The sequence below is a fragment of the Bradyrhizobium sp. BR13661 genome (assembly GCF_029892425.1).
Taxonomy (GTDB): Bacteria; Pseudomonadota; Alphaproteobacteria; order Rhizobiales; family Xanthobacteraceae; genus Bradyrhizobium.
This window is the reverse complement of the sequence record NZ_JARXWB010000013.1, coordinates 175,743-202,122: the sequence shown is the minus strand read 5'-3', so window position 1 is coordinate 202,122 and position 26,380 is coordinate 175,743. Positions and strand designations below refer to the sequence as shown.

Sequence of the window (26,380 nt, the reverse complement as noted above, 5' to 3'; positions counted from 1 at the left end):
CTGCATAAGTGGGAAGGACGCTGGTGGAATCGGACGAGCAAACGCGTATGATTGGTGAAACGGTCGCGCGCTTTGTCGACCGGGAGCTCATCCCCTTGGAACTGGAGGCGTTGAAGGGGGGAGGGAGCGCGAGGGGCGGGCTTGCGCCCGATCAATTAGCGCACTTGCGGAGCGTGTCGGACGAACTGGGTCTCTGGGGATTGGATGCCCCCTCCGAACTCGGTGGCCATGATTTGCCTGCGATAACGATGGCCGCGGTCCATGAGGAACTCGGCAGGAGCGCAATCCAATTCACACTGCCGCCGGACTCCCCCAATCTCAGGATGCTGCAGGCGGCGGCAACGCCCGCTCAAAAAGAGCAGTATCTCAAGCCTTACGTCGAGGGAAAGCTATCGTCGGCGATCGCGATCTCCGAGCCCGGAGCGGGTGGCGACCCGGCCGGCATGAAGACGCGCGCGGTTCTCGATGGCGGACAGTGGGTCATCAACGGCCGGAAAATATGGATCAGTTCGGCCAAGACGGCTGACTTCACCATCGTCCTGGCCAGGGTCGGTGACGCCAAGCGGCGGGACGGCATAACCGCTTTTATCGTTCCGCGAGAGACGCCCGGCTACATTGTCGAGCGCGAGATTCCGATGCTCGGGGGCGGTCGAACGTATGAGGTCGTGTTCGAGGACTGTCGCGTGCCGGAGAGTGCCGTTCTCGGTGAGGTCGGAAAGGGCTACGCGCCAATGCAGCTGAGGCTGCAGACGCGGAGGCTGCAGATGGGGCCAACCGCGATCGGTATCGCGCGACGAGCATTGGAGTTCTTGTGCGATCACGCTAAGCAGCGCGAGACCTTCGGCGTTCGGCTCGCAGAACGGCAGGCGATCCAGTGGTGGGTGGCCGACATCGCCTCCCGCATCCATGCGTGCCGTCTCATGGTCCAGGATGCAGCGCGAAAGCTTGACCGAGGCGAGGATGTTCGACTCGAGGCATCCATGATTAAGGTCTATGCGACAGAGCTGGCGTATGAGGCTTGCGATCATGCGATGCAGACGCTGGGCGCACTTGGTATGACGACGGAAATTCCCTTGAATGCGCTGTGGCAGCGCGCGCGTTTGATGCGGATCTACGAGGGACCCAGCGAGGTCCACCGTCAGTCGATCGCAAGACGCGTTCTTGGTATCTAGAAGTTTGCTATTCCAATAGCAAAGAAACCTGAGGTCGGTGAAAGATGGTTAATATCCTCGATGTTTCCGGAAAAGTGGCGGTGGTGACCGGAGCGGGTCAGAACGTGGGACGGCAGATTGCCATCCACCTCGCGAATTACGGCGCGAGCGTTGTCGTGAATGACTTTTTCGCCGAGCGGGCGGAAGCTGTCGCTCAGGAGATCAAAGACCTTGGCGGTAAGGCGGTCGCGATCCAAGCCGACGTGACGAAGCGCGCTTCGGTCAATGACATGGTCGCGCGAGCGACCGAGGTACTCGGCGCACCCCCCACAATTCTGGTCAACAATGCCGGCAATGCCGGTGCCGAGCCAACTGAATCAGCTCGCAAGCCGTTTTGGGAGACGGACGAACGCGATTGGGACTCGTTCATTCGCGTGAATTTCTACGGCGTGCTGAATTGTTGTGCCGCCGTTATCCCCGGGATGATCGCGAGCAACGACGGAAGGATCGTGAATGTGATCTCCGACGCCGGACGGATGGGCGAACTGCGGATGGAGATCTACTCGGGTGCCAAGGCAGGAGCGGCCGGTATCGCGCGAGGCATCGCGCGTACCTTGGCGCGCAACAATATCCGCGCAAACAATGTCGCGATCGCGGCCATGAATACGCCCGCCATTCGAGCGCGGCGACTCTCTGATCCCGAGCGCGCGAAAAAGATTCTTGAGAAATACGTCGTGAGGCGCCTGGGCGAGCCGGAGGACGTGGCGAACATGGTCCTGATGCTGTGCTCCGATGCAAGCGCATGGGTCACAGGGCAGACCATTCCGGTGAACGGGGGCTATTCGTTGGCGCTGTAGCATCTGCGGGTCTTTTCAGAAATTCCTGCGGCGAGTGTTGACCCGGAATTCGATCGCCGGCGGCGCTGACCTCTTGGAATCAGAGGTCTCGAAGCTGAAGAGAGGAGAGAGCGTTGAATTTCGAACTTCCGGAAGAGACGCGGGCGCTGAAGGATTTGGTGCGACGTCTGGTCGAGAAATATCAGATGCCCCTAGAGCAGAAGCTGTTGCGCGGAGAGAAGGTCACTCCCGAGGACCTAAAGCCAGGACGAGCGGCCGCAAAAGAAGCCGGGCTCTGGGGGCTGGAATTGCCGAAGGAATGGGGAGGTGCTGCGCTTTCGACCCTCGACAATGTCGTTGTCACCGAAGAGAACGAGCGTTGCCTTGTGCCGCTATCGTTTGGCGGCCGTGTGCCCAGATTTCTGTTGCGACTGTCTGAAGAACAGAAGCAGAAGTACCTCCACCCGATACTCAGCGAGCAAAAGCACTATGCCTTCGCACAGACCGAGCCAAGCGGTGGGTCTGACCCCGGTGGTCAGATTCGAACGACAGCCGTGCGAAAAGGTGCAGGCTGGGTCATCAACGGTTCCAAAGTCTTCATTAGCGCTGTCGAGCGCGCCGACTTCTTTGTCGTCGTAGCTGTGACCGATCCCGAAAAACGGCAGCACGGCGGCATATCGCTCTTCCTGGTTGATCGGGACATGCCTGGAGTAACAGTCGGGCGTGCGGTCCCTATGATTGGCCGCCGCGTGACACATGAACTGTACTTCAGCGAGGTCGAAGTTCCCGACGAGAACATGATTGGTAAGCAGGGAACAGGTTTTTCTTCCGCTCAAGCCCTACTCTCCGGAGCACGCATGAATATCGGAGCAAAAGCGGTGGGCATCGCTAGTCGCTGTGTCGAGATGATGATCGAGCATGCTAAGACGCGGGTTGCGTTTGGCGAGCCGCTCGCGCGCAAGCAGGCGGTGCAGGCATCTATTGTGGATTCCTGGGTTGACGTTCACCAAACCCGCCTGGTCGTCCATCACGCAGCTTGGAAGAACGATCGCGGCGAGGACACTCGCATTGAAGCCGGGCTCGTCAAATTTCTCGGTAGCGAGATGGTCGGTCGAGTGGTGGATCGCGCTATGCAGCTCCATGGTGCCTCTGGGATGGCGATGGACTCGCCCTTGGCGCACTGGCATTCCGACGTCAGGCCGATGCGCGTGTTTGAAGGGCCAACTGATGTCCAGCGCTACCGAGTGGTGGCGCGTGCCCTTCTTAATGGTGCGACCGAGCCTTCTAGGCGGCCCGGCGCCACCAAATCCTCTCTCATACAGGAGCCCGTGGCATGAGATGTGCGGACGTACAAAGGAAGTGGGTCGCCTGCCACCGCCGGTTCAGGCTAGTCAGATGAATCTCTCTCGCGCGCGGTCGTTCGCAGAACGGGCGAGCCGTTCCAGTCGACCGGGGCCACTCCTTCAAATGTGGAGCCCGACAAGGTCTCCTCAAGATTCCAGGCGGAAGTATTGATGACCCGCAGTGCAGTGATTGTAGACGCAATTCGATCGCCGATGGGCAAGGGAAAGGCCGGCGGCGGCCTCTCCGCCGTGCATCCGGTGGAACTCCTTGCCACTGTCTTGCAGGCGCTGGTGCGGCGAAACGCAATTGATCCCGCGATCATCGACGACGTCATCGTGGGCTGCGTGACCCAGGCCAGCGAACAATCGAGCGTGGGCCGGATGTCGGTCTTGTCCGCAGGTTTCCCCAATCATGTGCCGGCAACCATGATTGATCGGAAATGCGGCTCCAGCCAGCAAGCGATTCACTTTGCCGCCCAGGGGATTGCTGCGGGCGCCTACGACGTTGTGATCGCGGGTGGTGTGGAGTCGATGAGCAGGGTCCCGATGGGATCCAATCGAATGCGCATGGATGACCACGGTCCTGGTGTGCGCGCCCGGTTCTCACCCGGATTGGTATCGCAAGGCATTGCAGCCGAGCTGGTCGCCGCGCGATACGGCCTCTCCCGGGATGAATTGGATGCCTACGCTGCGCGATCGCACCAGCGAGCGGCTTCGACCCGTGCATCTGGTCGGTTCACGAGCGAGATCATTCCTGTCGAATCAAATGGAACATCTCTCAGCCAAGACGAGTCGATCCGCGCTTCGACGACAGTCGAGGGGCTCGCCGACCTGAAGCCGGCGTTCGAAGATGCGGCGCTTCTTGAGCGCTTTCCGGAGCTGCGCTGGAGTGTCACGGCTGGAAATTCCTCTCAGATAACCGACGGCGCGGCCGCGCTGCTGATCATGGAAGAAGAGATGGCAGCCACGCTCAATCTGCGCCCTCGTGCGCGTTTCGTTGCATTCGACGTGATCGCTGACGATCCTGTTATGATGCTGACTGCGCCGATCCCCGCCACGCGTCGTGTGCTGGCGAAGGCTGGCATGACCCGTAACAAGATCGACCATTTCGAAGTCAACGAAGCTTTCGCCAGCGTACCGCTCGCCTGGAATCGAGAGATTGATGTCGATCCTGTTCGCGTCAACCCGCGCGGCGGTGCCATCGCGCTAGGGCATCCACTCGGATGCTCAGGCGCACGGCTGATGACCACGATGCTCAATGCACTTGAGCAAGATAACGGACGTTTCGGTCTGCAGACGATGTGCGAGGCGGGCGGGATGGCGAACGCGACCATCATCGAGCGGCTTTAGTGACACCAAGACGCCGGCTCGATCGCGCGCGAGCTGGGCTGAGAGATGGAATTGAACGATGTTGCAGGATGTTCGGGTTCTGGAAATATCTGCGCCGGAGACAATGCTCGCCGGCCAAATACTCGGCGATCTCGGCGCGGAGGTTGTCACAATCGAGCCTCCGGCCGGGGGTGCTGGCAGACGGATTGAGCCCTTCCTGGATGGGGTACCGGGGCTTGAACGAAGCATGACGTGGCTTGGGCTCAATCGTAACAAGAAGGCCGTCACGCTTGATTTGGACTCCCACGATGGCCGTGAGATCTTTCGTTCGCTGGCCGAGCGCGCCGACATTGTCATCGAGGCGGAAGGTGGCGCATCGGTCAAGCCTCTTCTCCAGGAGAGGGTCATCTATTGCCCGATTGCCGCCTTCTCACGAGGCGGTCCTAAAGCGCACTACCGCGCGACGGACCTGGTTGTGATGGCCGCGAGTGGTGCGGCGACGCTGTCTGGGGATCCCGACCGTGCTCCACAGTTTTTTCCTGTCCCGCAAGCCATGATGGAGGCGGGCGCCGAAACTGCGGTTGCTGCGCTCGCGGCCTTAAGTGCGCGCGATCGCACCGGCGTGTCGCAATCGGCAGAAGTCACGACCAGGATAGCGGCACAGCTGGGCGCCTTAGGACAAGCGGTTGCTGGCAGCTCGGGAGATCGCGTTCCAACGCGGGGCGATCGAGCGACCCGGCGTATTCCAAGCATCTATGAATGCCGCGACGGCTTCATGTTGATTTCGGTCTCTCTCAATCCCTCGCTTTCGCATCTAGCCAAGGGGTTGGCCGATTGGGTTGCCGAACTAGGATTATTCCCTCGCGACCTTGCGGAAATCGAATGGTCGCGTCTCGACGCGTCACTCGAGTCCGGCGCGATCCCGGCCACAGTCCCAGATGATTTGGTGGCGGCCGTTGCGAAAGCTTGCGAGACCAGGACCAAAGCGGAGCTTTTGGAGATTGCTCACGCCCGTAACTTCATGGCCGCTCCCGTCAATACGATGACGGACATCGGTTCGTTCGAGCAATTCCTTGAACGTGGCCTGTTCGCTTTGACGACCATTCAGGGCGATGGACGTGAGATCCTCGTTCCGCTGCGGTTCGCCCAGTTCTCCGATTATTCGATGGATTTGCGCTATCCCGCGCCCCTGTTGTCGCAGCATACGAGCGAAATCTTCAATGAATGGATCGGGCTTTCACAAACAGAAGTACAGGCCCTTTTCGTGCATGGAGTCATTTGATGGCCGCGCCTCTCGAAGGTCTTCGCGTTCTCGATCTTGGCTGGCTGATGGTCGGACCGATCAGCGCAAGGTATCTCACGGATCTGGGGGCCGACACCATCAAGTTAGAGAGTGGTCGGCGGAAGGACCCATTGCGTTCGATGGCTCCGTTCAAGGATGGCAAGCGGGGGCCGGAACGATCTGTCGTGTACCACATGATCAATGCCGGCAAGCGAAGCCTCGCGATGGACATCCGCGGCGCTGCTGGCAAGGAAGTTGTGCACAAGCTTGTCAAATGGGCCGACGTCCTGATCGAGAGCTTCTCGCCGGGGATGATCGATCGGATGGGATATTCGTATCGGGAGCTCAGTGCGATCAACCCGCGCCTGATCATGGTATCGACGGGTATCCTTGGTCGGACCGGGCCCTACGGATTGGGAACGAGCGGGACCGGAATCACGGGCTCTGCATTTTCCGGAGCAACAGCGCTGCTAGGTTGGCCTGACCGAAAGCCGACCGGACCATCCGGACCTTGGACCGATTCCGTTGCGCCCCGTTTCGTCGTGTCTTCCATATTGGCCGCCTTGCACAGGCGAAAAACCACCGGAACGGGCTGCTATATTGACGTGGCGCAGGCCGAATGCGGCCTGCAATTTCTGTTGCCGGCGTTTGCAGCCGGCTCGGCGCATGGTCGGTCGCTGGAGAGGCGGGGGCATGCCGGCAGCACATTGCGATGCCCTTCGGGCGTTTTCCCGTGCAGGGGAACTGACCGCTGGATTGCCATCGACGCATCTGACAATACGTCCTGGCTCGCGCTCAAGAAGGCTGTCGGCGCTTCCTTGTTGAACCCGAACTTCGATTCGCTCGTCGGCCGGCTCCGGTATCGTCAAGATATCGAGACGGCCATCGGCAAGTGGACACAATCGCAGGAACCGCATCAGCTTGAGGGCCGCCTGCAGGCGCTGCAGATTCCGGCGCATGTGGTGTGTAGTGCGACCGACCTCGCTGAGGATCCCGATCTCAAGCACCATCATCACTACAATACTGTCGTTGATCCAGTCATTGGTGAGTTCATCGTGACCGGACCTCAGTTCCGGTTGACGGTGACGCCGCATATGCCGCCGAGACCAGGCCCGTGCATCGGCGATGCCGCCGACGACATTTTAACATCGATTTGCGGCCTGTCGGACGGCGACATAGCCAAGCTGAAGACTGATGGAATCCTGGGTTGATCGAGGCGAGGTGAAACGTGACTGAAGAAGTTCTCCTGGAGAAGCGGCATCAAATTGCTGTTCTGACGCTGAACCGTCCGGATCGCGCGAACACGATCAACGGCGCGCTGATTTCGAAGCTGCAGGCCGGCGCACTTTCGGCTGCGAATGATCCGGAAGTCCGGGTTCTGGTGATAACCGGCGCGGGGAAACATTTCTGCGGCGGCGCCGACCTCAGGGATCCGAGCCGCAAGCCGGGCGCGCCCCGGCCGGTCGCGTTGCCTGGACCCGCGCTTTCGCTCGATTGGGTGCCGAAACCGGTCATTGCGGCAATCAACGGCGCCTGCATGGGCGGCGGATGCGAGATCGCCTTGTCGTGCGATTTTCGCTTCCTCGCGCGATCGGCCAAGATCGGGCTCACGGAAATCAGGTTTGGCGCATTGCCTGCAGGTGGGGGCACGGCGCGGGCACCCAGGCTGATTGGTCTGTCGAATGCGAAGCGGCTGATCATGTTCGGTGAACCCGTGGAATCGGACGAGGCCAAACGTATCGGGCTTGTCGACGAGGTGTTCGACGATGCCGACCTGATGCCCAAGGTGTTCGAGCTTGCCGATGTGCTCTGCTCACGAGCGCCGTACGCCATGAGGACGGCCAAGCAAATCTTGAACCGAACGCTTCAGATCGATCTCGCGAGCGCGCTCGAGCTCGAACGGTCCCTGATCAGCCGCATGGCGACGCCTGAGGAGATGGCGGAGGCGCGTCGGGAAGCTGCCGAGCGCAGCAGCACATATGCCAACATTTTCTCGAAGCAGAACTGAAGGTCCGACTGAATGACCCAGAAATCCTCCCAGCCGCCTACGCATAAGCTTCCGCTGCTCGGAGGGCGTTGCGAATGCGGGTACGTCTTTTTCCCGATGCAGAATTATGGCTGCGAACGCTGCGGTCGCTCTGGTCCAAAATTGAAGCCGTTCGAGCTGTCCGGACGCGGAGAGGTCGTGTCCAAGGCAATTGTCTACATCCACGCGGACCCGAAGCGCCCGCCGCCGTTTGCTGTCGCGGAAGTTATACTCACCGAAGGGCCTACCGTTCGGGCTCTACTGGCCGGAGTGCCGGCGGATACGCCGGACGTGGGTGAGGCCGTTGAGGCCTGCATGTTCAAGCCCGATCCCTCGGATCCAGATGGACGCTTGGATGTCGGGTTTACCAAGGTTGGGGGAGTTTGATATGGCCAAGCGGATCTCAGAGTTGCGACCCGTGTACGTTATCGGTGTTGGTTGGCACCGCTACCAATCGCGTAGCGAGACGTCATACGTCGAACTCGGATTGAAGGCCGTTCGAGACGCTCTCAGCGATGCGAAGATCGAGTGGTCGAGCGTCGAGTCCAGCTATGTCGCCACCGCCCGGCTTGGAATGGCCGCGGGCCGTCCGATGCTGCGGCATCTCGGCGCCCTGGGCCGGCCGCTCATGCACGTCGAAAATGCCTCCGCATCCGGCTCTGCGGCCTTTCGGCAGGCCTGCATCGAAGTGGCCGCAGGGATAAGCGATGTCGTCCTGACCGTCGGCGTCGACAAGCCGCCCGCGGTCCCCGGGCCCCGACCCCAGACCGGCATCCGCGGTTTGGCGGACGATGCAATCGTGCCGTTCACGAGGTTTGCCCTCTTGACCAACGAATACGCGCATCAGAACGGCATCGCTGCCGAGGACATTGCCTTGGTCGCGGTCAAGAATCATCGCAACGGCGCGCTCAATCCAAACGCGCAGCGGCAGCAGGCGAGGACGCTTGCGGAAGTGCTGGATGGCAAGAAAGTCTCGGGAACGCTGACCTCGCTGCAGTGTACGCCGGTCGGTGAGGGCGCGGCGGCGGCGATCGTTGCGTCTGAGGACGCGATCAAGCGGCTTGGGGTCGACGCCTCACGGGTGATCCGTGTGGCGGCATCGGCTGCGGCCAGTGAACGTGCGGGCGCGGCTCGTGCGGACAAGGAATTGACGCAGGTGGTCGTGGCCTCCGTGCTCGAAGAGGCGCGGCTCGCTCCGACCGATCTCGACATCATCGAGTTGCATGATGCCTTTACGATCGAAGAGCTGCACTATGCCGAAGCGACCGGCATTTGTCCGGAAGGCCAGTTTATCCCCCGGCTCAAGGATGGAGAGTTTGACATCGGTGGGCGCTGCGCCGTCAGCCCATCGGGAGGCCTGATATCTTTTGGACATCCGATCGGACCGACCGGTGTCGGACAGATCGGAGAGATCGCCATGCAGCTTCGCGGAGAAGCAGGCGCGCGGCAGCACAAGAATGCAAAGGTTGGTCTCGCTCACATGGTTGGCGTGGGTGCCGTTTGCTACGGCCACATCCTGGCACGTCCCTGATTGGATAAGGAACATGTTGCACACATCCTTGCAGTATCGTCGTCTGGACACCCGATTGACCGACAGGTTGCGGCTGCCAATTATCTCCGCTCCCATGATGCGCGTGTCGGGTCCGGAGCTGGTATCAGCTGCATGCAGGGCCGGCATCGTCGGGGCTTTCCCAACGGCAAACGCCGGCTCTCCGGAAGCCCTCGACGAGTGGTTGAGACGCATCAAGGCAAGTTTGGGCGACAATCCGAAAGCCTTCGCCCCCTATTGTCCCAACTTGATCATTCGCCGCGCAAACTTGAAGAACGACCTCGCCGTTCTCGTCCGTCACGGCGTCGAGATGGTGATCACAAGCGTTGGATCGCCGGAGCCAGTCTTGGGACCTCTTCACGATATTGGCTGCCTCGTACTTTCCGACGTGGCATCGATCCGTCACGCCGAAAAGGCTGTTAAGGCAGGCGCGGATGGTCTTGTGCTGCTCACAGCGGGCGCGGGCGGTAACACCGGCTGGGCAAATCCGTTCGCCTTCGTGCAGGCTGTCCGACAGTTCTTCGATGGACCGATCGTCTTGGCGGGCGGCATCTCGGACGCGCGAACCTTGCATGCCGCTCGCGTCCTCGGATGCGATCTCGCCTATATGGGAACGAGGTTCATCGCCAGTGAGGAGAGCATGGCCAAGCCCGCCTACAAGGACATGGTGGTCCAATCCACGCTGGACGATGTCCTGCTGACACGCGCGCTGACCGGGCCGGGTCTGCAAGTCAGTATGCTGCGGCCCTCACTCGTGGCCGCAGGGCTCGATCCAGAGCGGCTCGATGAGCAGGTCAGTGAGGAGAAGGCCAAGGCGGAGTATGGCGGCGGCGCCGGCCTATCCGACAGTGGGCGGCCGAAGCGTTGGGTCGATCTCTGGAGTGCGGGCCATTCGGTTTCCGGCGTGGACCGCGTGATGCCGGTCGCCCAAATCGTCGAGCGGATTGCTGACGACTATGCCCGTGTCGTGAGCGAGACCAACGAATTGTTCAAGCAGCCAGTGTCACACTGAACAGGACGGTCCCGGTCATGACAACAGGTCTCGCGAGCAACCTATTACAAGGCAAACGTGTTCTGATAACGGGCGGTGGCACCGGGCTCGGCAAGAGCATGGGGCAGCGTTTCATGGAGCTCGGCGCCGATCTCGTGATCTGCGGTCGGCGAATGCGGGTGCTGGAGGATACGGCGTCTGAATTTGAGAAACAATTCGGCCGTTCGGTCCAGATTTTGTCCTGTGACGTGCGCTCGAGCGAACAAGTGGAGGAAATGTTCGACTCCATCTGGAGCCGCGGGCCGATCGACGTGCTTGTTAACAATGCGGCGGGGAATTTCGTCGCGCAAACCCATCGATTGTCTGCACGGGCGATCGACTCAATCCTTGGGATCTGTCTGCATGGGGGTGCCTACTGCACCGTCGCTGCGGGACGCCGATGGATCGAGGCCGAAAAGCCCGGTGTGGTCCTCAGCATTCTGACACTCTCGGCCCTGATGGGTGCGCCCTTCACCGTTCCGTCGGCCATGGCCAAAGCGGGTGTGGAAGCGATGACCAAGAGCCTCGCCGTGGAATGGGGCCCTAAAAACATCCGGCTGGTTGCAGTCGCTCCGGGCAGTTTCCCGACAGAAGGCGCGACGTCACGACTTCGGCCGGCGACGAGCACTGCGCCAGACCATAGCGGGATTCCACTGCGAAGGCCCGGTAAACATAGCGAGCTTGCCAACCTCTGTGCTTTCCTGGTCTCCGATCTTGCGTCCTATATCACTGGCGAGACGATCATCATCGATGGCGGTTCTCGATATCTCGGCGGATCGAGAGGCGGCGCGATGCAAATGCTACAATGGAGCGACGACGATTGGGATCGGCAGCGTGCAGCCATGCCTGATCAGAAGAAGAGCGGCTAGGTTGGGCGTCGCAAATGCCCGCTTCCCAATTTCCAGGTCGTATTGGCCGGACCAGGCCTTCGTTGCATTGAGAGCCTCCGCATGAGTACGTACGAACAGATCCTGTTTGATATTCAGGAGTCGCTCGCGATCATAAGCTTCAATCGTCCCGATCGATTGAATGCCTGGACGCCGGTGATGGAGAAGGAAGTGGCGGATGCCGTCGCGCGCGCAGAGCGGGATCCTTCCGTCAGGGCGATCGCCTTCACCGGCGTTGGGCGGGGGTTTTGCTCGGGCGCTGACTTGCAGGCACCTCGGCCAGCAGATGCTCCGCCGCGACCTGGACCGGATCGGTTTATATTCCTCTGGCGTGCAACCAAGCCATTGGTCGCCGCGATAAATGGACCCGCGGCCGGAGTAGGCCTGTCTCTCACGTTGTATTGCGATCTGCGCTACATCGCGAGCGACGGGAGCATCAGTACCGCATTTGCTCAGCGCGGCCTCATTGCGGAGCACGGCTCGGCGTGGCTGCTGCCACGGCTGATCGGCCAGCAAAACGCCGCTGATCTCCTGTATTCCGGACGCAAGGTCGCTGCGGATGAGGCTGCAGCCATGGGACTGGCGCGGATGCTGCCGGCGGACGGCTTTATTGACCAGGTGAAGCATCTAGTCGGCGAACTCGTGAAGCGCAGCTCTCCTCGCTCGCTCCGGGTGATGCGCCGTCAGCTGCATGCAGCAATGAGCAGTGACTTCGAGGAGGCCCTCAGCGATGCCCATCGGGAACAACTTGAAAGCCTGCAATGTGCCGATTTTCGCGAAGGTATCGCCGCCTTTCGCGAGCGACGCGCGGCGATCTTCACGGGTCAGTAGCGCGCGCTAAAGGCAATCGTCTGACGAAGAACGACAAAGTGGAAGAAACGGGAGCCCGAAATGGGAACGCTTACTCGAAGGAAGATGATCGCCGGCTCAGCAGGAGCGAGCCTTGCTGCCGCGTTGCCACGCTTCGCGAGAGCCGCCTCCTATGATCCCGGGGCGAGCGATAGCGAAATCCGTGTCGGACAGTTCGGGCCGCTCAGCGGGCCCGTGTCCTCGTTTGGCGTGCTGGCGACGGCGATGGCAGCCTATTTCAAGATGCTAAACGAAAGCGGCGGGATCAACGGTCGAAAAGTCACGTTTATCAACTACGACGATGCCTATAGTCCGCCTAAATCGGTCGAGGCGGCGCGAAAGCTGGTGGAAAGCGATGAAGTGCTGCTGATTGCCGGCTCGATGGGAACGCCAGGGAATCTTGCTATCCAGAAATACATGAACGCGAAGAAGGTCCCACAGCTGTTTCTGGCGGCGGGAGCGAGCAAGTTGGCCGATCCAGCGCATTATCCGTGGACGATGATTTACGCATCGACCTTTGAACGTGAGGGCGCGGTCGCCGGAAAATATCTCGCGAGCTCGATGCCGCAGGCCAAGATTGCGGTGCTCTACCAGGATGACGATGCAGGAAGAGCGACGCTCGGAACGCTCCGAGCGAGCTTGGGGGCTTCAGGTCCGAAAATCGTGTCAGAGATGACATACAACGTGACGGATCCTACCATCGACTCGCAACTCGTACAGATGAAGGTCTCGGGCGCGGACGTGGTCGTCCTGAATACGATCCCTCGGATGGCAAGCCAGGCGTTGCAGAAATTCTACGTGATGGATTGGCATCCGCAGATATTTCTCGGCGCAGGCAATGCGTCGGTGACGGCAACGTTGAAGCCGGCCGGCTTCGAGAAGGCACAGGGAGCACTGGCTTTCGCGACGTCGCAGGATCCAGGAAACCCGATCTGGGACGATCAGCCGGGGATGAAACAATATCGGGCCTTTCTCAGTCGCTATGCTCCGACTGCTGATGCTGCCAGCGGCATGTTCGCTGCCGGCTATTCCATAGCCTATACGGTAGCACATGTTCTGCGCCAATGCGGCAACGACCTGACGCGCGCGAACGTGCTCAAGGAAGCGACGAGCCTGAAGGATTTCGCGACGCCCCTTCTTATCCCCGGTATTACGATGAACACGAGCCCCACCGACTATGTGCCGATCAAGCGCTATCAACTGATGCGCTTCAAGGGAGAGCAGTACGAACGGGTGGGGGATCCGGTGGCCTCTGATTGATTGCTGCAAATTAACTTGTCTTCCAGTCAGCAAACTATATGCAGGGTGCGAAATTGAATGATGGTAGTGATGGGGGCTGTCGAGGCTACAGGATTTTTGGACCTGACGTGCGCGATCTTGGAGCCGCTATCGACGCGAATCCTGGGTGACTTCGGGGCCGATGCCATCACGGCAGAGCCTCGTGACAGGCCTCTGGAGGGGGCAGGGGCGCTCGCGCGAAGCGCGAGCGGGGTGGGTGGTCTCTCCACTCGGGCAATATACAAGACAGAGAGACCCTCACCCCACCCCAGGATCATACCCCTCGACTCGCTGCGAGCCGACCGCCGGCTTTAAGGGGAGGGTAAGGCAGCAGGGTATTGCTCACACCGTCCAGCGGCTACCGGCTGCGGTCATTGAGATGCGAAAGGACGATCGATGAAATCCCGCCTTCCTCAGGCTCTTGCCTTGCTCCTGATTGGGCTCGGCAGCGCCACTGCGCATGCGGCCGTCGACGAAAAAATAAAAGCAGCAGCCGAGCAAGAGAAGGCTCCGCTGATCGAGACGCTCCACGACATGGTGTTGATCGAGAGTGGTAGCGGCGACGTCGAGGGCCTGAAGCAAATGGCCGATTTCACGGAAGCACGATTGAGGGCGTTGGGGGCGGACACGCGGCGGCAGAAGACAACCGCCGGCGCCGGCGCCGATATCGTGGTGGGCACGTTCACAGGCATCGGCACGCGCAAGCTGATGCTGATAGCGCACTTGGACACGGTCTATCAGCGCGGCATTCTTTCGAGCCAGCCCTACCATGTCGATGGTGCCAAGATTTTCGGGCCAGGCATTGCCGACGACAAAGGCGGCATAGCCGTCATCATGCACGCGCTCAAGATCCTGAAGGACGCGGGTTGGCGCGACTACGCCACGCTGACGGTCTCATTTAATCCAGACGAGGAGGTGGGCTCGATCGGCTCGGGTGAATTCATCTCAGAGCTTGCCGGACAGCATGACGTGGTGCTCTCCTGCGAGCCGACACTATCGTCGCCGCCGGCGCAGAACGAATCACTGCTGCTGGGTGCGAGCGGCACCGCGACCGGAACGATGAAGGTGAAGGGACGCGCCGCGCATGCCGGCGCGGCGCCGGACCGCGGCCGAAACGCGCTGATCGAGCTTTCGCACCAGTTGCTGCAAACGCGCGATCTCGCGAAATCCATCCCGGGCACCCAGCTCAACTGGACGACGTCAAAGGTCGGGACCGTGCGTAACCAGATTCCGGAGGATGCCGAGGCCGGCGCCGATATCCGCATCACGGTTCCCGACGGCCTCGCCAGGCTCCAGGCTGCGCTCGATGAAACAATCAAGACCAAGCTCGTGCCAGACACCGAGACAACGGTGACGATCGTGCCGGGACGTCCGCCATTCGTTGCCGGCGAGCGTGGCCGCGCGCTCGCAAAGGAGGGGCAGACAATCTACGCGGAGCTCGGCCGCAAGCTCCACATCGCCGAGATGGCGGGCGGTGCGACAGACGCCGGCTACGCCAATCGCAGTGGTAAGGCCGTCGTTGTCGAGAGCTTCGGCCTCGCCGGCTTTGGTTATCATGCCCGTGATGAATTCATCGACACCGACTCGATCGTGCCGCGGCTCTATCTGATGACGCGTGTGCTGATTGAGGAAGGAAGAAAGCGGTAGATGCCGCAACTTCACCTATTCGCTGCTCGCAGTGGGTCTATCGCATATCGCGTGGCGCATGGGTTCGGGCTTCGCGGACCGAGACGCACCGTGAGGCGGCTGCTCCTCACCATGAGTCTCCAGGATTTTTTGCGAAGAATGGTCTCACGAAGTTAGCGAGGATATTTTGATGGGCGCTCTTAGCGGCTTCCGGGTTTTGGATCTGACAAGCGTCATAATGGGCCCGCTGTCGACGCAAATCCTGGGCGATTTTGGGGCCGATGTCATCACGATCGAACCCCCCGAAGGCGGCGGAAACCGGGGGATGGGTGCGGGCCCGCACCCGGAGCTTTCGGGAATTGCACTGAACCTTCTTCGCAACAAGCGCAGTGTTTGCCTCGACTTGAAGAAAGCGGAAGGGCGACGCGCCGCTCTCGAGATCGCCCGAACCTGCGACGCAATGGTCACCAATCTGCGGCCCTCGCCCCTACGCAGGTTGGGCTTGTCGTATGACGACGTCATCAGCGTGCGTCCTGACATCGTGTTCTGCCAGGTGCACGGTTTCCCCTCGGAAAGCCCGCGGGCCGATGATCCGGCCTACGATGATATTATTCAAACCGAGAGCGGGTTAGCAGACCTGAGCCGAAGAGCCGGTCGTGCCCCTGAACTGGCGCCGACGATATTGGCGGACAAGATATGCGGCATGGCAATCGTCAATGCCGTTCTCGCCGGGTTGCTCCACCGTGAAAAGTCTAGAGAAGGGCAGCGCCTCGAGATTGCGATGATCGATGTCATGTCCGCTTTCATGCTCGTTGAGCACGGAGCGGGTGGCATTGCCAGGCCTCCAGCGGGCCCGGTGGGTTGGGAGCGTGTGCTCAGTTCGGAGCGCGGACCGCAGCAGACAGCGGATGGCTGGATACACGTCCTGCCTTATACGGCCGAGGCCTTCGATGCGCTGTTCGTGACCGGCGGTCGAGTAGAGTTGGTCAATCCGAACCGAACGAAGCGGGAGATCGCAGCCAATGCGACGTTGCTCTACGGAGAATTGAGGAAGGTCATCCGCACACAGACAACCAGCTACTGGCTGGATTTTTGCCGGACCCGTCATATTCCCGTTGGCGAGATGACGACTCTCGACGAGATGGTGGAGCGGCTTCCAACGTTGGTTCACCCCGTGGTCGGTAGCTACAAATCCATCCCGTCGCCGATTCGCTTTTCAAAGACGCCAGCCGCGGTGAGCCGTCCGGCGCCGTGCCTCGGGCAGGACGGAGGTGCCATCTTGCTGGAAGTAGGTTATTCCGCGCCTGAGGTTGAACGCCTCACCCGTGACGGCGTTCTTGGCCGCGCTACGGCCTGACATCAATTCCGAACGGGAAAACGATTGTCACAAGGTAGGAAGATGCAATGCTCGCCGTGAACATGCTCAGGAGCTCTGCAAGCTTGATCAAGGCTAGACCATACCGCTCCGCAGCGCTCGCGCTCTCGGCAGGGGCGCTTGTCGGCTCTATCGTCTGCGTCTGGACCGAAATTGTTCAATCACCCAATCGGTTCATCTTCTTCCATCTGACGCGTGCGGACAAGCCGGTCATTTTCGGCATCGAACGGGATGAGCTTTTGAAATTCAAAGGCAAGGGCTCCGGCCGCATCCGCTCGGCGCTGGCCGAGCGGTCCCGCCTCACAGTTCAGCAATTCGGCATGAGCAAGCAAGGCGACGGGCAAATCCGGATCGCGCCCGGACAGCCGATCGAACTGACCCCTGCCGACGCGAGCACAGTCAGATATGGCGCAACGTTTATAGTCCCTTGAAAATAGCCGCCAAGGAGCGCGCTTCACTTCGAGTGTTTTGAACCCGAAGGCGCCGGCGAACTTCGATGTCGGGCATGAGATGAAGCGGGCTATTGATTGGAAGGACTGACATGATCCAGCCGCTCGACTACACCGTTGTTCCAGATATTTATGAACCTCTCCGGGCCGACGTCCGGTCTTTTCTTGACGACACGGTCAACTGCATGACGATGGAAGCCCGGGCCCATAGCTGGCAGGGCTTCGATGGCGAGTTCAGCCGCAAGCTTGCCAAGCGCGGTTGGGTTGGCCTTACTCTGCCGAAGTCGTATGGGGGCGCCGAGCTGGACGCCTTTGCTCGATTTGTCGTTGTTGAGGAGTTGCTATGTGCCGGCGCGCCAGTAGCGGCACATTGGATCGCCGACCGGCAGAGCGGGCCGCTGATACTGCGCTATGGCTCAGACGAGCAGAAGCGAGACTATCTTCCACGGATATGTCGGGCGGAGGCATTCTTTTGCATCGGGATGAGCGAGCCGGGTTCGGGTTCTGACCTGGCGAGCGTACGTACGCGGGCCGAAGCTGTCAAAGACGGCTGGGTGCTGAACGGCCAGAAAATATGGACTACCTACGCACACCGGTGTCATTACATGATTGCGCTGGTAAGGACATCGGGTGCGCCGGGCGACCGTCATCGAGGGCTCTCACAGGTCATTATCGACCTCAAGGCGCCAGGTGTTCAAGTTCGTCCCATCAAAGATCTGACTGGTGCGGAGCACTTTTCTGAGGTGTTCTTTACTGACGTAATGCTTCCGTCGGACGCCCTGATCGGCAAGGAGGGAGAGGGATGGGCACAGGTAACGGCTGAGCTTGCCTTTGAGCGATCGGGGCCCGAGCGAATTTATTCGAGTATAGCTCTCTTGGATGGATGGATCGCGTGGTTGCGGGAGAATGCCACGGCAGAAGATATGCCTCGGCTGGGAAGAATGGTGGCAGATCTATCCACCCTGCGCGCATTGTCGATTGCAGTGACGGCCAGGCTTGCGGCTGGACAAAGCCCCGTCATCGAAGCAGCTCTCGTCAAGGATCTCGGCACATCGTTTGAGCAGGCCATCCCCGTGCTTATCGCGGAGGCTCTCGGCTCGGATCGACCCGCCGCGCCGGCTGCTTTGAAGCGCACGTTGGCCTACCTCTCGCAAATGTCGCCAGCGTTCTCTTTGCGGGGCGGCACCCGAGAAATTCTTCGTGGAATGATCGCACGTGGTCTGGGGCTTCGTTAGGGGGAGGCGATGGAGATCGACACGCTTATCACTGGCACTTTTGACGATTGGCTTTCGAGCGAGTTGTCGACTGTGGCTGTCCGGACGATCGAGGCCGGAAAATCGTCGTCCTTCACGTGGAAGAAAATTGAAGAGAGCGGGTTTGCCGATGCTCTAGTTCCGGAGAGTGAGGGCGGCGCCGGGGTGAGCCTCCTAACTGCAGGCGAACTCATCTATATCTGCGGCAAGCATGCGCTACCATTTCCGTTAGGGACGACGATCTTCGCGCGCGGCGCAATGGCGGCGGGTGGGGGTGCCATTCCGTCCGGCTCGATCACGATGGCTCGTGCCACGAAGCTTGAGTCCGGGGCTCTCATATGCCGTGACGTGCCGTTCGCTCTCGTCTCTGAATGGGTACTTGCGATCCATGATGACGGGGCGATCCTGTTACCCCGCCAGCACGGCCGGACCACAGGTTCGGGGATTCACGGCAGTATGTTAGCAGACGTCGAGTGGGCGATGGTTCCGATCGAGGCCGTGCCGTTGCCGAAGTACGACTGGCTATCTGTTGGAGCAGCAATCTATGCCGCCCTGATCGCCGGCGCTGCTCGAAGAATCATGGAGTTGTCGTTGCAGTATGCCCATGATCGGACTCAATTTGCTAAGCCGATAGCGGCATTCCAGGCCGTCCAGCAACAACTCGCTGTACTTGCAGAACAGGTTTTCGCTGTAAGAATTTCCGCTCAGCAAGCATTCTCCGGCCATGCCATCGATCCGATACGCTCGGCGGTGGCCAAATCACGCGCGGGTCGCGCGGTACCCGAGATCAACGCAATTGGACACATGGTGTTCGGTGCGATCGGCATTACTGAAGAATGCGAGCTGCAGCTCCATACCCGGCGCCTCACTGAGTGGCGGATGAACTTCGACGGAGAGCGTCATTGGGATGAGAAAATCGCACGGAAGCTCCTCTCGACCGATCAAAGTGCGCTGCAGTTTCTGTTGGCCACCGTGAGGACAACTTGACGGGGAAGGGCGCTGGTTACGTTGGATCGCCCGATCAAACGGTGCAGCGGGCGATCGTCTAAAACTAGTCTCTCCCGACCAGGGCCGAGGTGAGCAAGCCGCCCGCACGAGCCAACTCTGACAGAGAACGGACGCCCTTAGATGCGCAAGGTGATTGAGGTCGAAACTGGGAAACTGGTCGGCGAGACGTCGGCCGACGCGACCAGCTTCAAGGGGATCCCCTATGCGCGGCCGCCTCTCGGAGAGTATCGCTGGCGCGCACCTCAACCTTGCGCGGCCTGGTCTGGGCAGCTCGATGCCACTCGCTTTGGACCTGCGTGCCATCAGATGGCGGTACCCAAACGCCTCGTGATCGGTCCTGATCTGGGTCCGCAAAGTGAGGATTGCCTATACCTGAATATCTGGGCGCCAGCGCATGGCGACGGCAAATCTCCGGTCATGGTTTGGATTCACGGAGGCGGCTTCGTGTGGGGCAGCGCGTCCGATCCGTTCTATGATGGAGCCGCGTTCGCTCGGCGCGGTATCGTTCTGGTAAGCATTAACTATCGTCTTGCGCGGTTTGGCTTCTTTGCGCACCCGGCAATTCTAACGACCTCACCTGACGGTCAGATCGCGAATTTTGGGTTGCTTGACCAGATTGCTGCGCTCAAATGGGTAAGACGGAATATTCACGCCTTTGGCGGGGATCCCAGCAATGTCACAATTTTCGGGGAATCCGCGGGGGGCGCGTTCGTCAATCTGTTGATGACGGCGCCCGTGGCTGCCGGCCTCTTCGAGAAAGCCATCTCGATGTCGGGCTTCGCGCGGTCTCCCCTGCGTCGGGTGGGTGGCGACGGCCAGGGCACAGCCCAAGCCGCATCGCAACGCTTTGCGGTTGCCCAAGGCATAGAAGGGGCCGATGACGAAGCTGCGGCATCGCTTCGAGCCCTGCCTGCGGCCCAAATCGTGTCAAGCTTCGGAGGTTTGAGTGATCCAGATCGGCCGGGTGTCTGCATCGATGGAATCACTGTCCGAGAGTCCCCGTTCAGCGCGTTTGCCGCGGGGAGGCAGATGAAGGTGCCCTACATTGCGGGCGGGACCGATTGGGAAGCCATCATACTTCCCGAGGTGAGAGCGAGGCCCGACGAACTGCTCAAGCTGTTTGAGAGCGACAGGAGCAAAGTCGCGCGCGCGTATGGCAACATATCGAGTTCTGACGCAGATGTTGCCGAGCGACTTGCGACCGATGTTCGCGTCACCGAGCCAAATCGGGCGTTGGCTCGCTTCCATGCGCGTACCGGAGAGGCGGTGTTCCTATACTATTTTTCGTACGTGCCCCCGTCGCTGCGTGGCTCTGTCCCTGGTGCGGCGCATGCGAGCGAACTGCCCTATCTCTTCAACACACTGCCGGGGCCGTCCGAGGAGGACCGACACCTCAGCGACGCAATGATCTCGTACTGGACATCATTCGCCAAAGAGTCCCGCCCGGGCATTGCCAATGGCGTACATTGGCCGGAATTTCTGCCGAGCGAAACCGTCATGGAATTTGGCGGGGCTGAGGCATTCGCGCACGAGCGGTTCCTGGTCGACAGGCTCGACTTGATCGAGAGTGTAGAACCGTGACGAACGTCGGCGCGTCACGAGCTTTCTGGCGGCGACCGGGTGCTCCAAGGAGGATGAGATCATGGCTCCCGGTCGTCGCTGATCTAGGCGGAGATCCCGGACGACTGCTTGACGGCGCAGGAGGTCGCGAAGCGCCTACCAGGTGGATCTGCTCTTCTTTGCGTGGACAAAGCGAAGTGCTCAAAGGAACCTTGGACAACTGAGCAGACAAAATAAAAGTTTGCTAGTCAATCAGCAAATATTGAGGTAGCGTTTGTCTGCCTGGGGCGCTCATTTCGAGCGCTTCCTCCTCCCGGATGGCCAGGTGTCAACTGCGGTCTCGCCGACAAGCGAGACCGCATTTTTGGGCGATATTTTGCCCTGGCGTCGTCGGGCAAAAATGCCAGTTAGCAAGTCGAGCATTCGCAGTGAAATCGCGTTCCTATGCTGTGAGACAAATCCGAACATCTGACCAAGGACGACACAATCGTCAACGCTGTCAGCGTAGCGGTCGCAGCAAGAGCAGCTCGAGAAACTGCCGATGAATTTGCCGATCAAACACCCAGACACTTTTCGAGTGACTTGAACGTCAGCAGGGAACCATCACATGACCACGACCAGCGATATCGCTGTTGAAATTACCGGCCTCGTTGCCACCATTGAGATCCGCCGGCCGCCGCTGAACTTCTTCGATATCCTGCTGATCCGTCAGATCGCGGACACCCTCGATGAAATCGACAACGATCCGAACCTGCGCGCGGTTGTGCTTGCTGCCCAGGGCAAGGCGTTCTGCGCTGGCGCTAACTTCAACAATTCCGCGCCTAAGGAAGGGCACGATAAGGCCAAGAGCGACCCGGCGAAGAGCCTCGGGCCGATCAATCATCTCTACCACGAGGCAGCGCGGATCTTCGGCAACAAGAAGCCGATCGTTGCCGCCGTCCATGGCGCGGCTATCGGCGGCGGGCTCGGGCTGGCGCTGTCGGCAGACTTCCGCGTTACCTGCCCCGAAGCGCGCTTCGCGGCGAATTTCACTCGGCTCGGCTTTCACCCGGGCTTCGGCCTGACCGTCACGCTCCCTGAGGCGGTCGGCAAGACCAACGCGGCGCTGATGTTCTACACGAGCCGCCGCGTCACTGGCGAGGACGCCTTCAAGATGGGGCTTGCCAGCGCGCTCGTACCGCAGGATCAGGTGCGCGCGGAAGCGCTGAAGCTCGCCACCGAAATCGCTGAATGCTCGCCGCTCGGCAATATCGCGACCCGCGCGACAATGCGCCAGGGTCTCACCGATCGCGTCAAGGCCGCGACCGATCACGAGCTTGCGGTGCAGACGCGGCTGCGCGCCACCGAGGATTTCGCCGAAGGCGTCAAGGCGACCGAAGAGCGTCGTGTGCCGAACTTCAAAGGTCGCTGAAGCCCTGGAACGGCGCCGCGGAGCTTTAGGGCGCCCTGGAACTTGTGGAGTGCTTCCTCTTCCAGGTGGCCGGGCGTCAACTGCGGTCTCGCTGGCGGGCGAGACCGCTTTTTTGACGAACTTTCACCCAGTGTCCAAGCAGAGCCGGCACATGCTCGGTCGAGCATATGCGGTGACATCAAGTCCCTCTGCCGCGAGCTTGACCCCGATGGCTGACCAGGGACATTTACGAGAAGCGCTTCAGTGGTCGCGCAGCACAAGAATTAACGCTGTCAGCGTCGCGGTCTCAGCAGTTTGTATTGGCGCGCCGCTTTTGGTCGCAGCTAAGGTTGGGCACGCAAACGCTGGATATGCGGTTGCACTGGGCGCAATGTTGGCTGACAGGGGCACTCCTCTCCTTGGTAGCTTGCGTGAACAGCTCAAGAGCAGCGCAAAGTCGTTGGCGCCGCTTCTGCTGTCGTCGATTATCGCGATCGCGATCGCCGGGCACGGGATCGCGACGGAAATCGCACTCGTCGGCTTGATAAGTCTCTCAGCTGCGATCGGCAGCGCAAGCAAGACGGCGGCTACGACAGCAGCTCGATTCAATCCGCTGTTGTTGATAATTGCGGGTCTCGTGGAAAACACCTCATCAAGGACCGGCACTCTGGTACTTGTGCTAGGCGGCGCGCTTTTGCCGACCTTCGCACAACTACTTGCGAGGCCACTGCTGCTGCGCGCGCTTCGCAGTGACCCGACACCGTTAGAGATTGATGCCGCGGCTGCTCCGATCCCTGCAACGATCCGACTATCCCAGAAACTAAGAAGCCTCTCTGCTTGGGATTATCCCATTCGCTTGGCTGCTTGCTTGAGCGCGGGCATTGTTCTCATTCGGGTATGGCCTGGCCACCGTATGGATTGGGTGCTGCTCACGGTGATCCTTACAATCCGCCGCCAGACTGAAGTATTGCCGGTCAGAGTGACGCAGCGCGCGTTGGGAACAGTAGCCGGCGTTCTTATCGCCGAACTAATAATGACCTTCGCAAGAGTCGGACTTGTTGTACTCGTGATAATCGTCGCGCTGGGGGCTTTGCGGCCGATCACCAAGAACCGGAACTACCTGCTGTATTCCGCAGTGATGACCCCCCTTATTCTATTGATAGTTGATAGAGGAGGTCATTCAGACAGCAGCGTCCTTGCGGATAGGCTGATAGCTACCTTGATCGGAGCCGCTCTGGTTATTGCAGCAAATCTTATCTCACCTAAGCTTATGCGATCCAGCGCATAGGCATGGTGGATATGGAGCTATCGCTAAGTTAGGAAGCACGCTTTGGGTCGGGCAGGATGATCCGAGAATTGGACTTGGATCAGGCCAAGGTGAACCCGAATGGATCCGGTATCTCGTTGGGGCATCCGGTCGGCGCAACGGGGGCGATAATCACCGTCAAGGCGATCCATGAACTTCACCGTATCGGGGGACGCTACGCACTGGTCACGATGTGTAAGAACGGCCGCAAGCGTGCGACGTCACGCGCAGCTATGCGATGGAACGCAGGCTGTTCGCCAAGCCCCTTGCTGAGCAGCAGAATACCCGGTCAGGTGGCCGAAAGGGATGCCGAAGTCGATCTTGCGCGGGTCTATAAGTGATGGGGCACTATGGCCGCGACGTTTTCTTCAAGCACTACAAAGCATTCCCGAATGACTGGTCGCTTGGCGCGCTCGAGAACGCGCAAGCGCCTGCATATCGGGCGAATGGAAATTACGCCGCAGCAGAGAAAATCTCGGACGCAACGCGTCCGCGTCCTCCGCGCTTAGCATCGTAGAGACGATCGTCGGCGCGTCGTTTGAGAGCGCGCACGTCGTCTCCATCAATTGCGGCAGCCATGCCGATGCTTGCACCGATCGTGACGTTTTTGCCCGCGATCGCGAACGGAACTTGCAGGGCGCCCACGATCCGCTCGGCATCCCTGGTCGCGTCTCCGGCTCCGAGCTTTGCATCGAACAGAATGGCGAATTCGTCGCCGCCGAGCCGTGCCACAACGTGCCGATGGTCAAGCTCAGTCACGATCCGGGTTGCCACGGATTTCAGCAACTCGTCCCCGGCGTCATGACCGTATGTGTCATTGACCGGCTTGAACCGGTCGAGATCGATTATCGCGATGATCGCAGGCGCGGATGCCAGGCGCTCAGCGAGGGAGTGGTCGAATGCGACGCGATTCGCGAGACCGGTTAGCCCGTCGGTGAGAGCCGCACGAGCGATATGCTCCTGCGCGAGTAGCTTGGAACGGATGCGGTCATGCCTCACCTGAACCAGGTAAAGAGCTCCGATCCAATGGCACGTCAACATGATTGCGATGGCCCAATGTTCCGACCCCTGCATCACTGCTGCAGCAACGACGAGCGGCGCGAAGAGCACGGAAACTTCCGCGATCGCGAGGATCGGAATTCCCGCAGCCTTGAAGGAGAGGGTCGACAAGTATGCTGACGCTGAAAGTACGGCGGACGCTATGGCAATAGAGTCGCCTCCTGATAATGCTCGTATCACGAGGAGCGTAAACAAGGACGCAAAGACGACGCCTTGGGCCAGCAGGACTGGCAGAAACGACGGAGACGACGCGTATAGTCGGACGTAGCCGATCCGCAATATGCTCAAGATGAAGAGGGCCGCTGCGACTGATGTCACTCCGACGTCGCCCGTGCGCAGCCAGATTGCCGCTGCCATTGCGCCGAGACCGACCGCGTATATGACGTGAGACAGCTGCTCCGCGTGCAGCATCGATTCGAGCCGCCGTGTTACGCTATCCGGCAATGTCGGATCAATGAACCTCAACTTTGGCAACATCGCATGGCCTCTCCATCCGGCCACCCTTGCACGTTTCGCTTATTGCCCGGTTTATGGGTTCGGTAAATGCGCAAGATTTCGATGCTTAAATTGTGCCCGGGTCGGTCGGGACGGTTAACCATGTCTAAAAAGGGCGCAGGGAAGCCGAATCACTTGTAAAGCAGCAAGCAAGTTTATAAACGAGGTCCGTCCGTGAATTTGCCGGAGCGCCATAGAGAAGCGCGTCGTCAGGGGGGCCCAAGATGTCAGTGCCGTTGGTGGCCGAATACGTCGGCGTGGTGTCGTACCGCCGCAACCATGACCGGCCCGACACCTTCGTTGCCACCTGGTATTCAACCCGTACCAACGAGCCGCGCCTGGGATCTGGCCTCGCGCAAGGCGACACCACCTCCAAGGGGTTCTGCGGCGTCCATGAGATCCGCTACTACGAGCCCAATGGCGAGCCTGCCGGCGTCCCGTTCGAACTTACCGTTGAGCCTAACGGGGAGATTCGCGATCTGACTTGGCGTTACCAGGGGCGGGTTATCTTCAAAGGGATTGGGATCGAGACGAGCGATCAACTGATCGCCAGCTATTGGCGGCTGACCACACCGTTGCCGGCCGGGTGACGGCCGCAGCAGAATCCTTCGTCGCTGACCGGCCTCCGAACCCCGTGACGACTCCGAACGCCGGCCAAGCCGGCGTCCTCTGGCCGACAGTCCTCTGGAGCCCATTGCATGCTGATCAAGCTGCAGCGCGCCAGAATCGGCAGGAGGGCCGGCGCGGACCGACAGATGGTCAGGCGCAATGCTCTGCGAGGCGCTGCCGCGTTGAATATTACTTGTTTACTGAATAACAAATATATTGCGCGTGTCCCGCTATTATGCAGATTAATACGAGCTGTCACGGGAGGATCCGATGAGCGAGGCGAAAGCGGCGCCACCGAAATTATTCACGGCGGAAGGGACGCCTGCAGCGCCCGATCACCCTGCCCTGCTCGGCGGCCAATGCAAATCCTGCGGGCGGAAGTTCTTCCCGATGCAGACCTATGGCTGCGAGAAGTGCGGCTCGACTGATCTAGAGCCCATCGCGCTCACCGGCCGCGGCAAGCTGATCGCCTCGGCTAAGGTGATCATGTCGGCCAATCCCAACCGGCCAGCCCCCTTCGTGGTGGGCTCGGTGGTCACCGAGGACGGTGTCTTCGTACGCTCGCTCCTGGAGGTGCCCGCCGACACTCAGCTGGCCAAGGGCACGGCCATGGTCACCACCCTGGTGCCGGAGACCCGTCCGGACCATGGCGAGACGGACCTGCGATTCAAGCTCGCGGAAGGAGCCTGA

24 protein-coding genes are annotated in these 26,380 nt (G+C 60.3%); 23 read left to right on the top strand and 1 reads right to left on the bottom strand.

The features are described 5' to 3' along the window. Positions 1-23: 23 nt before the first annotated feature. The 21 genes from M2427_RS22165 to M2427_RS22065 all read left to right on the top strand — a co-directional run bounded on the left by M2427_RS22165 (position 24) and on the right by M2427_RS22065 (position 23,868). On the top strand, positions 24-1,172 hold the full coding sequence (locus M2427_RS22165; protein WP_280708796.1) for an acyl-CoA dehydrogenase family protein: 1,149 nt from the start codon (positions 24-26) through the stop codon (positions 1,170-1,172). Between the two features lie 44 nt (positions 1,173-1,216). After that, on the top strand, positions 1,217-2,008 hold the full coding sequence (locus tag M2427_RS22160; protein ID WP_280708795.1) for an SDR family oxidoreductase: 792 nt from the start codon (positions 1,217-1,219) through the stop codon (positions 2,006-2,008). Between the two features lie 113 nt (positions 2,009-2,121). Next, positions 2,122-3,324, top strand: a complete 1,203-nt coding sequence (locus tag M2427_RS22155; protein WP_280708794.1) for an acyl-CoA dehydrogenase family protein — start codon at positions 2,122-2,124, stop codon at positions 3,322-3,324. Positions 3,325-3,501: 177 nt separating this feature from the next. Next, the gene (locus tag M2427_RS22150; protein WP_280708793.1) at positions 3,502-4,680 is read left to right on the top strand and encodes a thiolase family protein; all 1,179 of its coding nucleotides are present in this window, start codon (positions 3,502-3,504) and stop codon (positions 4,678-4,680) included. Between the two features lie 58 nt (positions 4,681-4,738). Further along, on the top strand, positions 4,739-5,941 hold the full coding sequence (locus M2427_RS22145; protein ID WP_280708792.1) for a CoA transferase: 1,203 nt from the start codon (positions 4,739-4,741) through the stop codon (positions 5,939-5,941). Continuing rightward, on the top strand, positions 5,941-7,152 hold the full coding sequence (locus tag M2427_RS22140; RefSeq protein WP_280708791.1) for a CoA transferase: 1,212 nt from the start codon (positions 5,941-5,943) through the stop codon (positions 7,150-7,152). Before M2427_RS22145 ends, M2427_RS22140 begins: the two co-directional genes overlap by 1 nt. A gap of 17 nt (positions 7,153-7,169) precedes the next feature. Further along, positions 7,170-7,949: an enoyl-CoA hydratase/isomerase family protein gene (locus M2427_RS22135; RefSeq protein WP_280708789.1), complete on the top strand. Its 780-nt coding sequence runs from the start codon at positions 7,170-7,172 to the stop codon at positions 7,947-7,949. A 406-nt stretch (positions 7,950-8,355) separates the two neighbouring features. Beyond that, the gene (locus tag M2427_RS22130) at positions 8,356-9,498 is read left to right on the top strand and encodes a thiolase family protein (protein WP_280708787.1); all 1,143 of its coding nucleotides are present in this window, start codon (positions 8,356-8,358) and stop codon (positions 9,496-9,498) included. Between the two features lie 13 nt (positions 9,499-9,511). Next, entirely contained in the window at positions 9,512-10,528 is a 1,017-nt protein-coding gene (locus M2427_RS22125) for a nitronate monooxygenase (protein ID WP_280708785.1), read from the top strand. A gap of 17 nt (positions 10,529-10,545) precedes the next feature. Further along, complete coding sequence (locus M2427_RS22120; protein WP_280708784.1) at positions 10,546-11,415, top strand: SDR family oxidoreductase; 870 nt, start codon at positions 10,546-10,548, stop codon at positions 11,413-11,415. A gap of 81 nt (positions 11,416-11,496) precedes the next feature. Next, positions 11,497-12,264: an enoyl-CoA hydratase-related protein gene (locus tag M2427_RS22115; protein WP_280708783.1), complete on the top strand. Its 768-nt coding sequence runs from the start codon at positions 11,497-11,499 to the stop codon at positions 12,262-12,264. A 60-nt stretch (positions 12,265-12,324) separates the two neighbouring features. Next, on the top strand, positions 12,325-13,542 hold the full coding sequence (locus M2427_RS22110; RefSeq protein ID WP_280708781.1) for an ABC transporter substrate-binding protein: 1,218 nt from the start codon (positions 12,325-12,327) through the stop codon (positions 13,540-13,542). 414 nt (positions 13,543-13,956) lie between these two features. Then, the gene (locus M2427_RS22105) at positions 13,957-15,207 is read left to right on the top strand and encodes a M20/M25/M40 family metallo-hydrolase (protein WP_280708780.1); all 1,251 of its coding nucleotides are present in this window, start codon (positions 13,957-13,959) and stop codon (positions 15,205-15,207) included. Positions 15,208-15,376: 169 nt separating this feature from the next. Then, entirely contained in the window at positions 15,377-16,543 is a 1,167-nt protein-coding gene (locus M2427_RS22100) for a CoA transferase (RefSeq protein WP_280708778.1), read from the top strand. 47 nt (positions 16,544-16,590) lie between these two features. Further along, positions 16,591-16,992, top strand: a complete 402-nt coding sequence (locus tag M2427_RS22095) for a hypothetical protein (RefSeq protein WP_280708777.1) — start codon at positions 16,591-16,593, stop codon at positions 16,990-16,992. 110 nt (positions 16,993-17,102) lie between these two features. Beyond that, complete coding sequence (locus M2427_RS22090; RefSeq protein ID WP_280708776.1) at positions 17,103-18,245, top strand: acyl-CoA dehydrogenase family protein; 1,143 nt, start codon at positions 17,103-17,105, stop codon at positions 18,243-18,245. A gap of 9 nt (positions 18,246-18,254) precedes the next feature. Continuing rightward, complete coding sequence (locus M2427_RS22085) at positions 18,255-19,250, top strand: acyl-CoA dehydrogenase (protein ID WP_280708775.1); 996 nt, start codon at positions 18,255-18,257, stop codon at positions 19,248-19,250. Between the two features lie 141 nt (positions 19,251-19,391). Further along, positions 19,392-20,852, top strand: a complete 1,461-nt coding sequence (locus tag M2427_RS22080) for a carboxylesterase family protein (protein WP_280708774.1) — start codon at positions 19,392-19,394, stop codon at positions 20,850-20,852. A gap of 586 nt (positions 20,853-21,438) precedes the next feature. Then, complete coding sequence (locus M2427_RS22075; RefSeq protein ID WP_280708773.1) at positions 21,439-22,242, top strand: enoyl-CoA hydratase/isomerase family protein; 804 nt, start codon at positions 21,439-21,441, stop codon at positions 22,240-22,242. A 208-nt stretch (positions 22,243-22,450) separates the two neighbouring features. Further along, a complete protein-coding gene (locus M2427_RS22070; protein WP_280708771.1) occupies positions 22,451-23,509 on the top strand; it encodes an FUSC family protein in 1,059 nt (352 codons plus the stop codon). A 74-nt stretch (positions 23,510-23,583) separates the two neighbouring features. Beyond that, positions 23,584-23,868 (top strand): hypothetical protein, encoded by a 285-nt coding sequence (locus M2427_RS22065; protein ID WP_280708769.1) that lies wholly within the window; start codon positions 23,584-23,586, stop codon positions 23,866-23,868. A 112-nt stretch (positions 23,869-23,980) separates the two neighbouring features. On the opposite strand, the gene M2427_RS22060 is transcribed toward M2427_RS22065, so the two are convergent. Beyond that, the gene (locus M2427_RS22060; protein WP_280708768.1) at positions 23,981-25,063 is read right to left on the bottom strand and encodes a diguanylate cyclase; all 1,083 of its coding nucleotides are present in this window, start codon (positions 25,061-25,063) and stop codon (positions 23,981-23,983) included. A gap of 242 nt (positions 25,064-25,305) precedes the next feature. Between M2427_RS22060 and M2427_RS22055 the strand changes: the two genes are divergently transcribed. Continuing rightward, a complete protein-coding gene (locus tag M2427_RS22055) occupies positions 25,306-25,671 on the top strand; it encodes a hypothetical protein (protein ID WP_280708766.1) in 366 nt (121 codons plus the stop codon). Positions 25,672-25,960: 289 nt separating this feature from the next. Beyond that, positions 25,961-26,380, top strand: coding sequence for a zinc ribbon domain-containing protein (locus M2427_RS22050; RefSeq protein ID WP_280708764.1), 420 nt, complete (start codon positions 25,961-25,963; stop codon positions 26,378-26,380).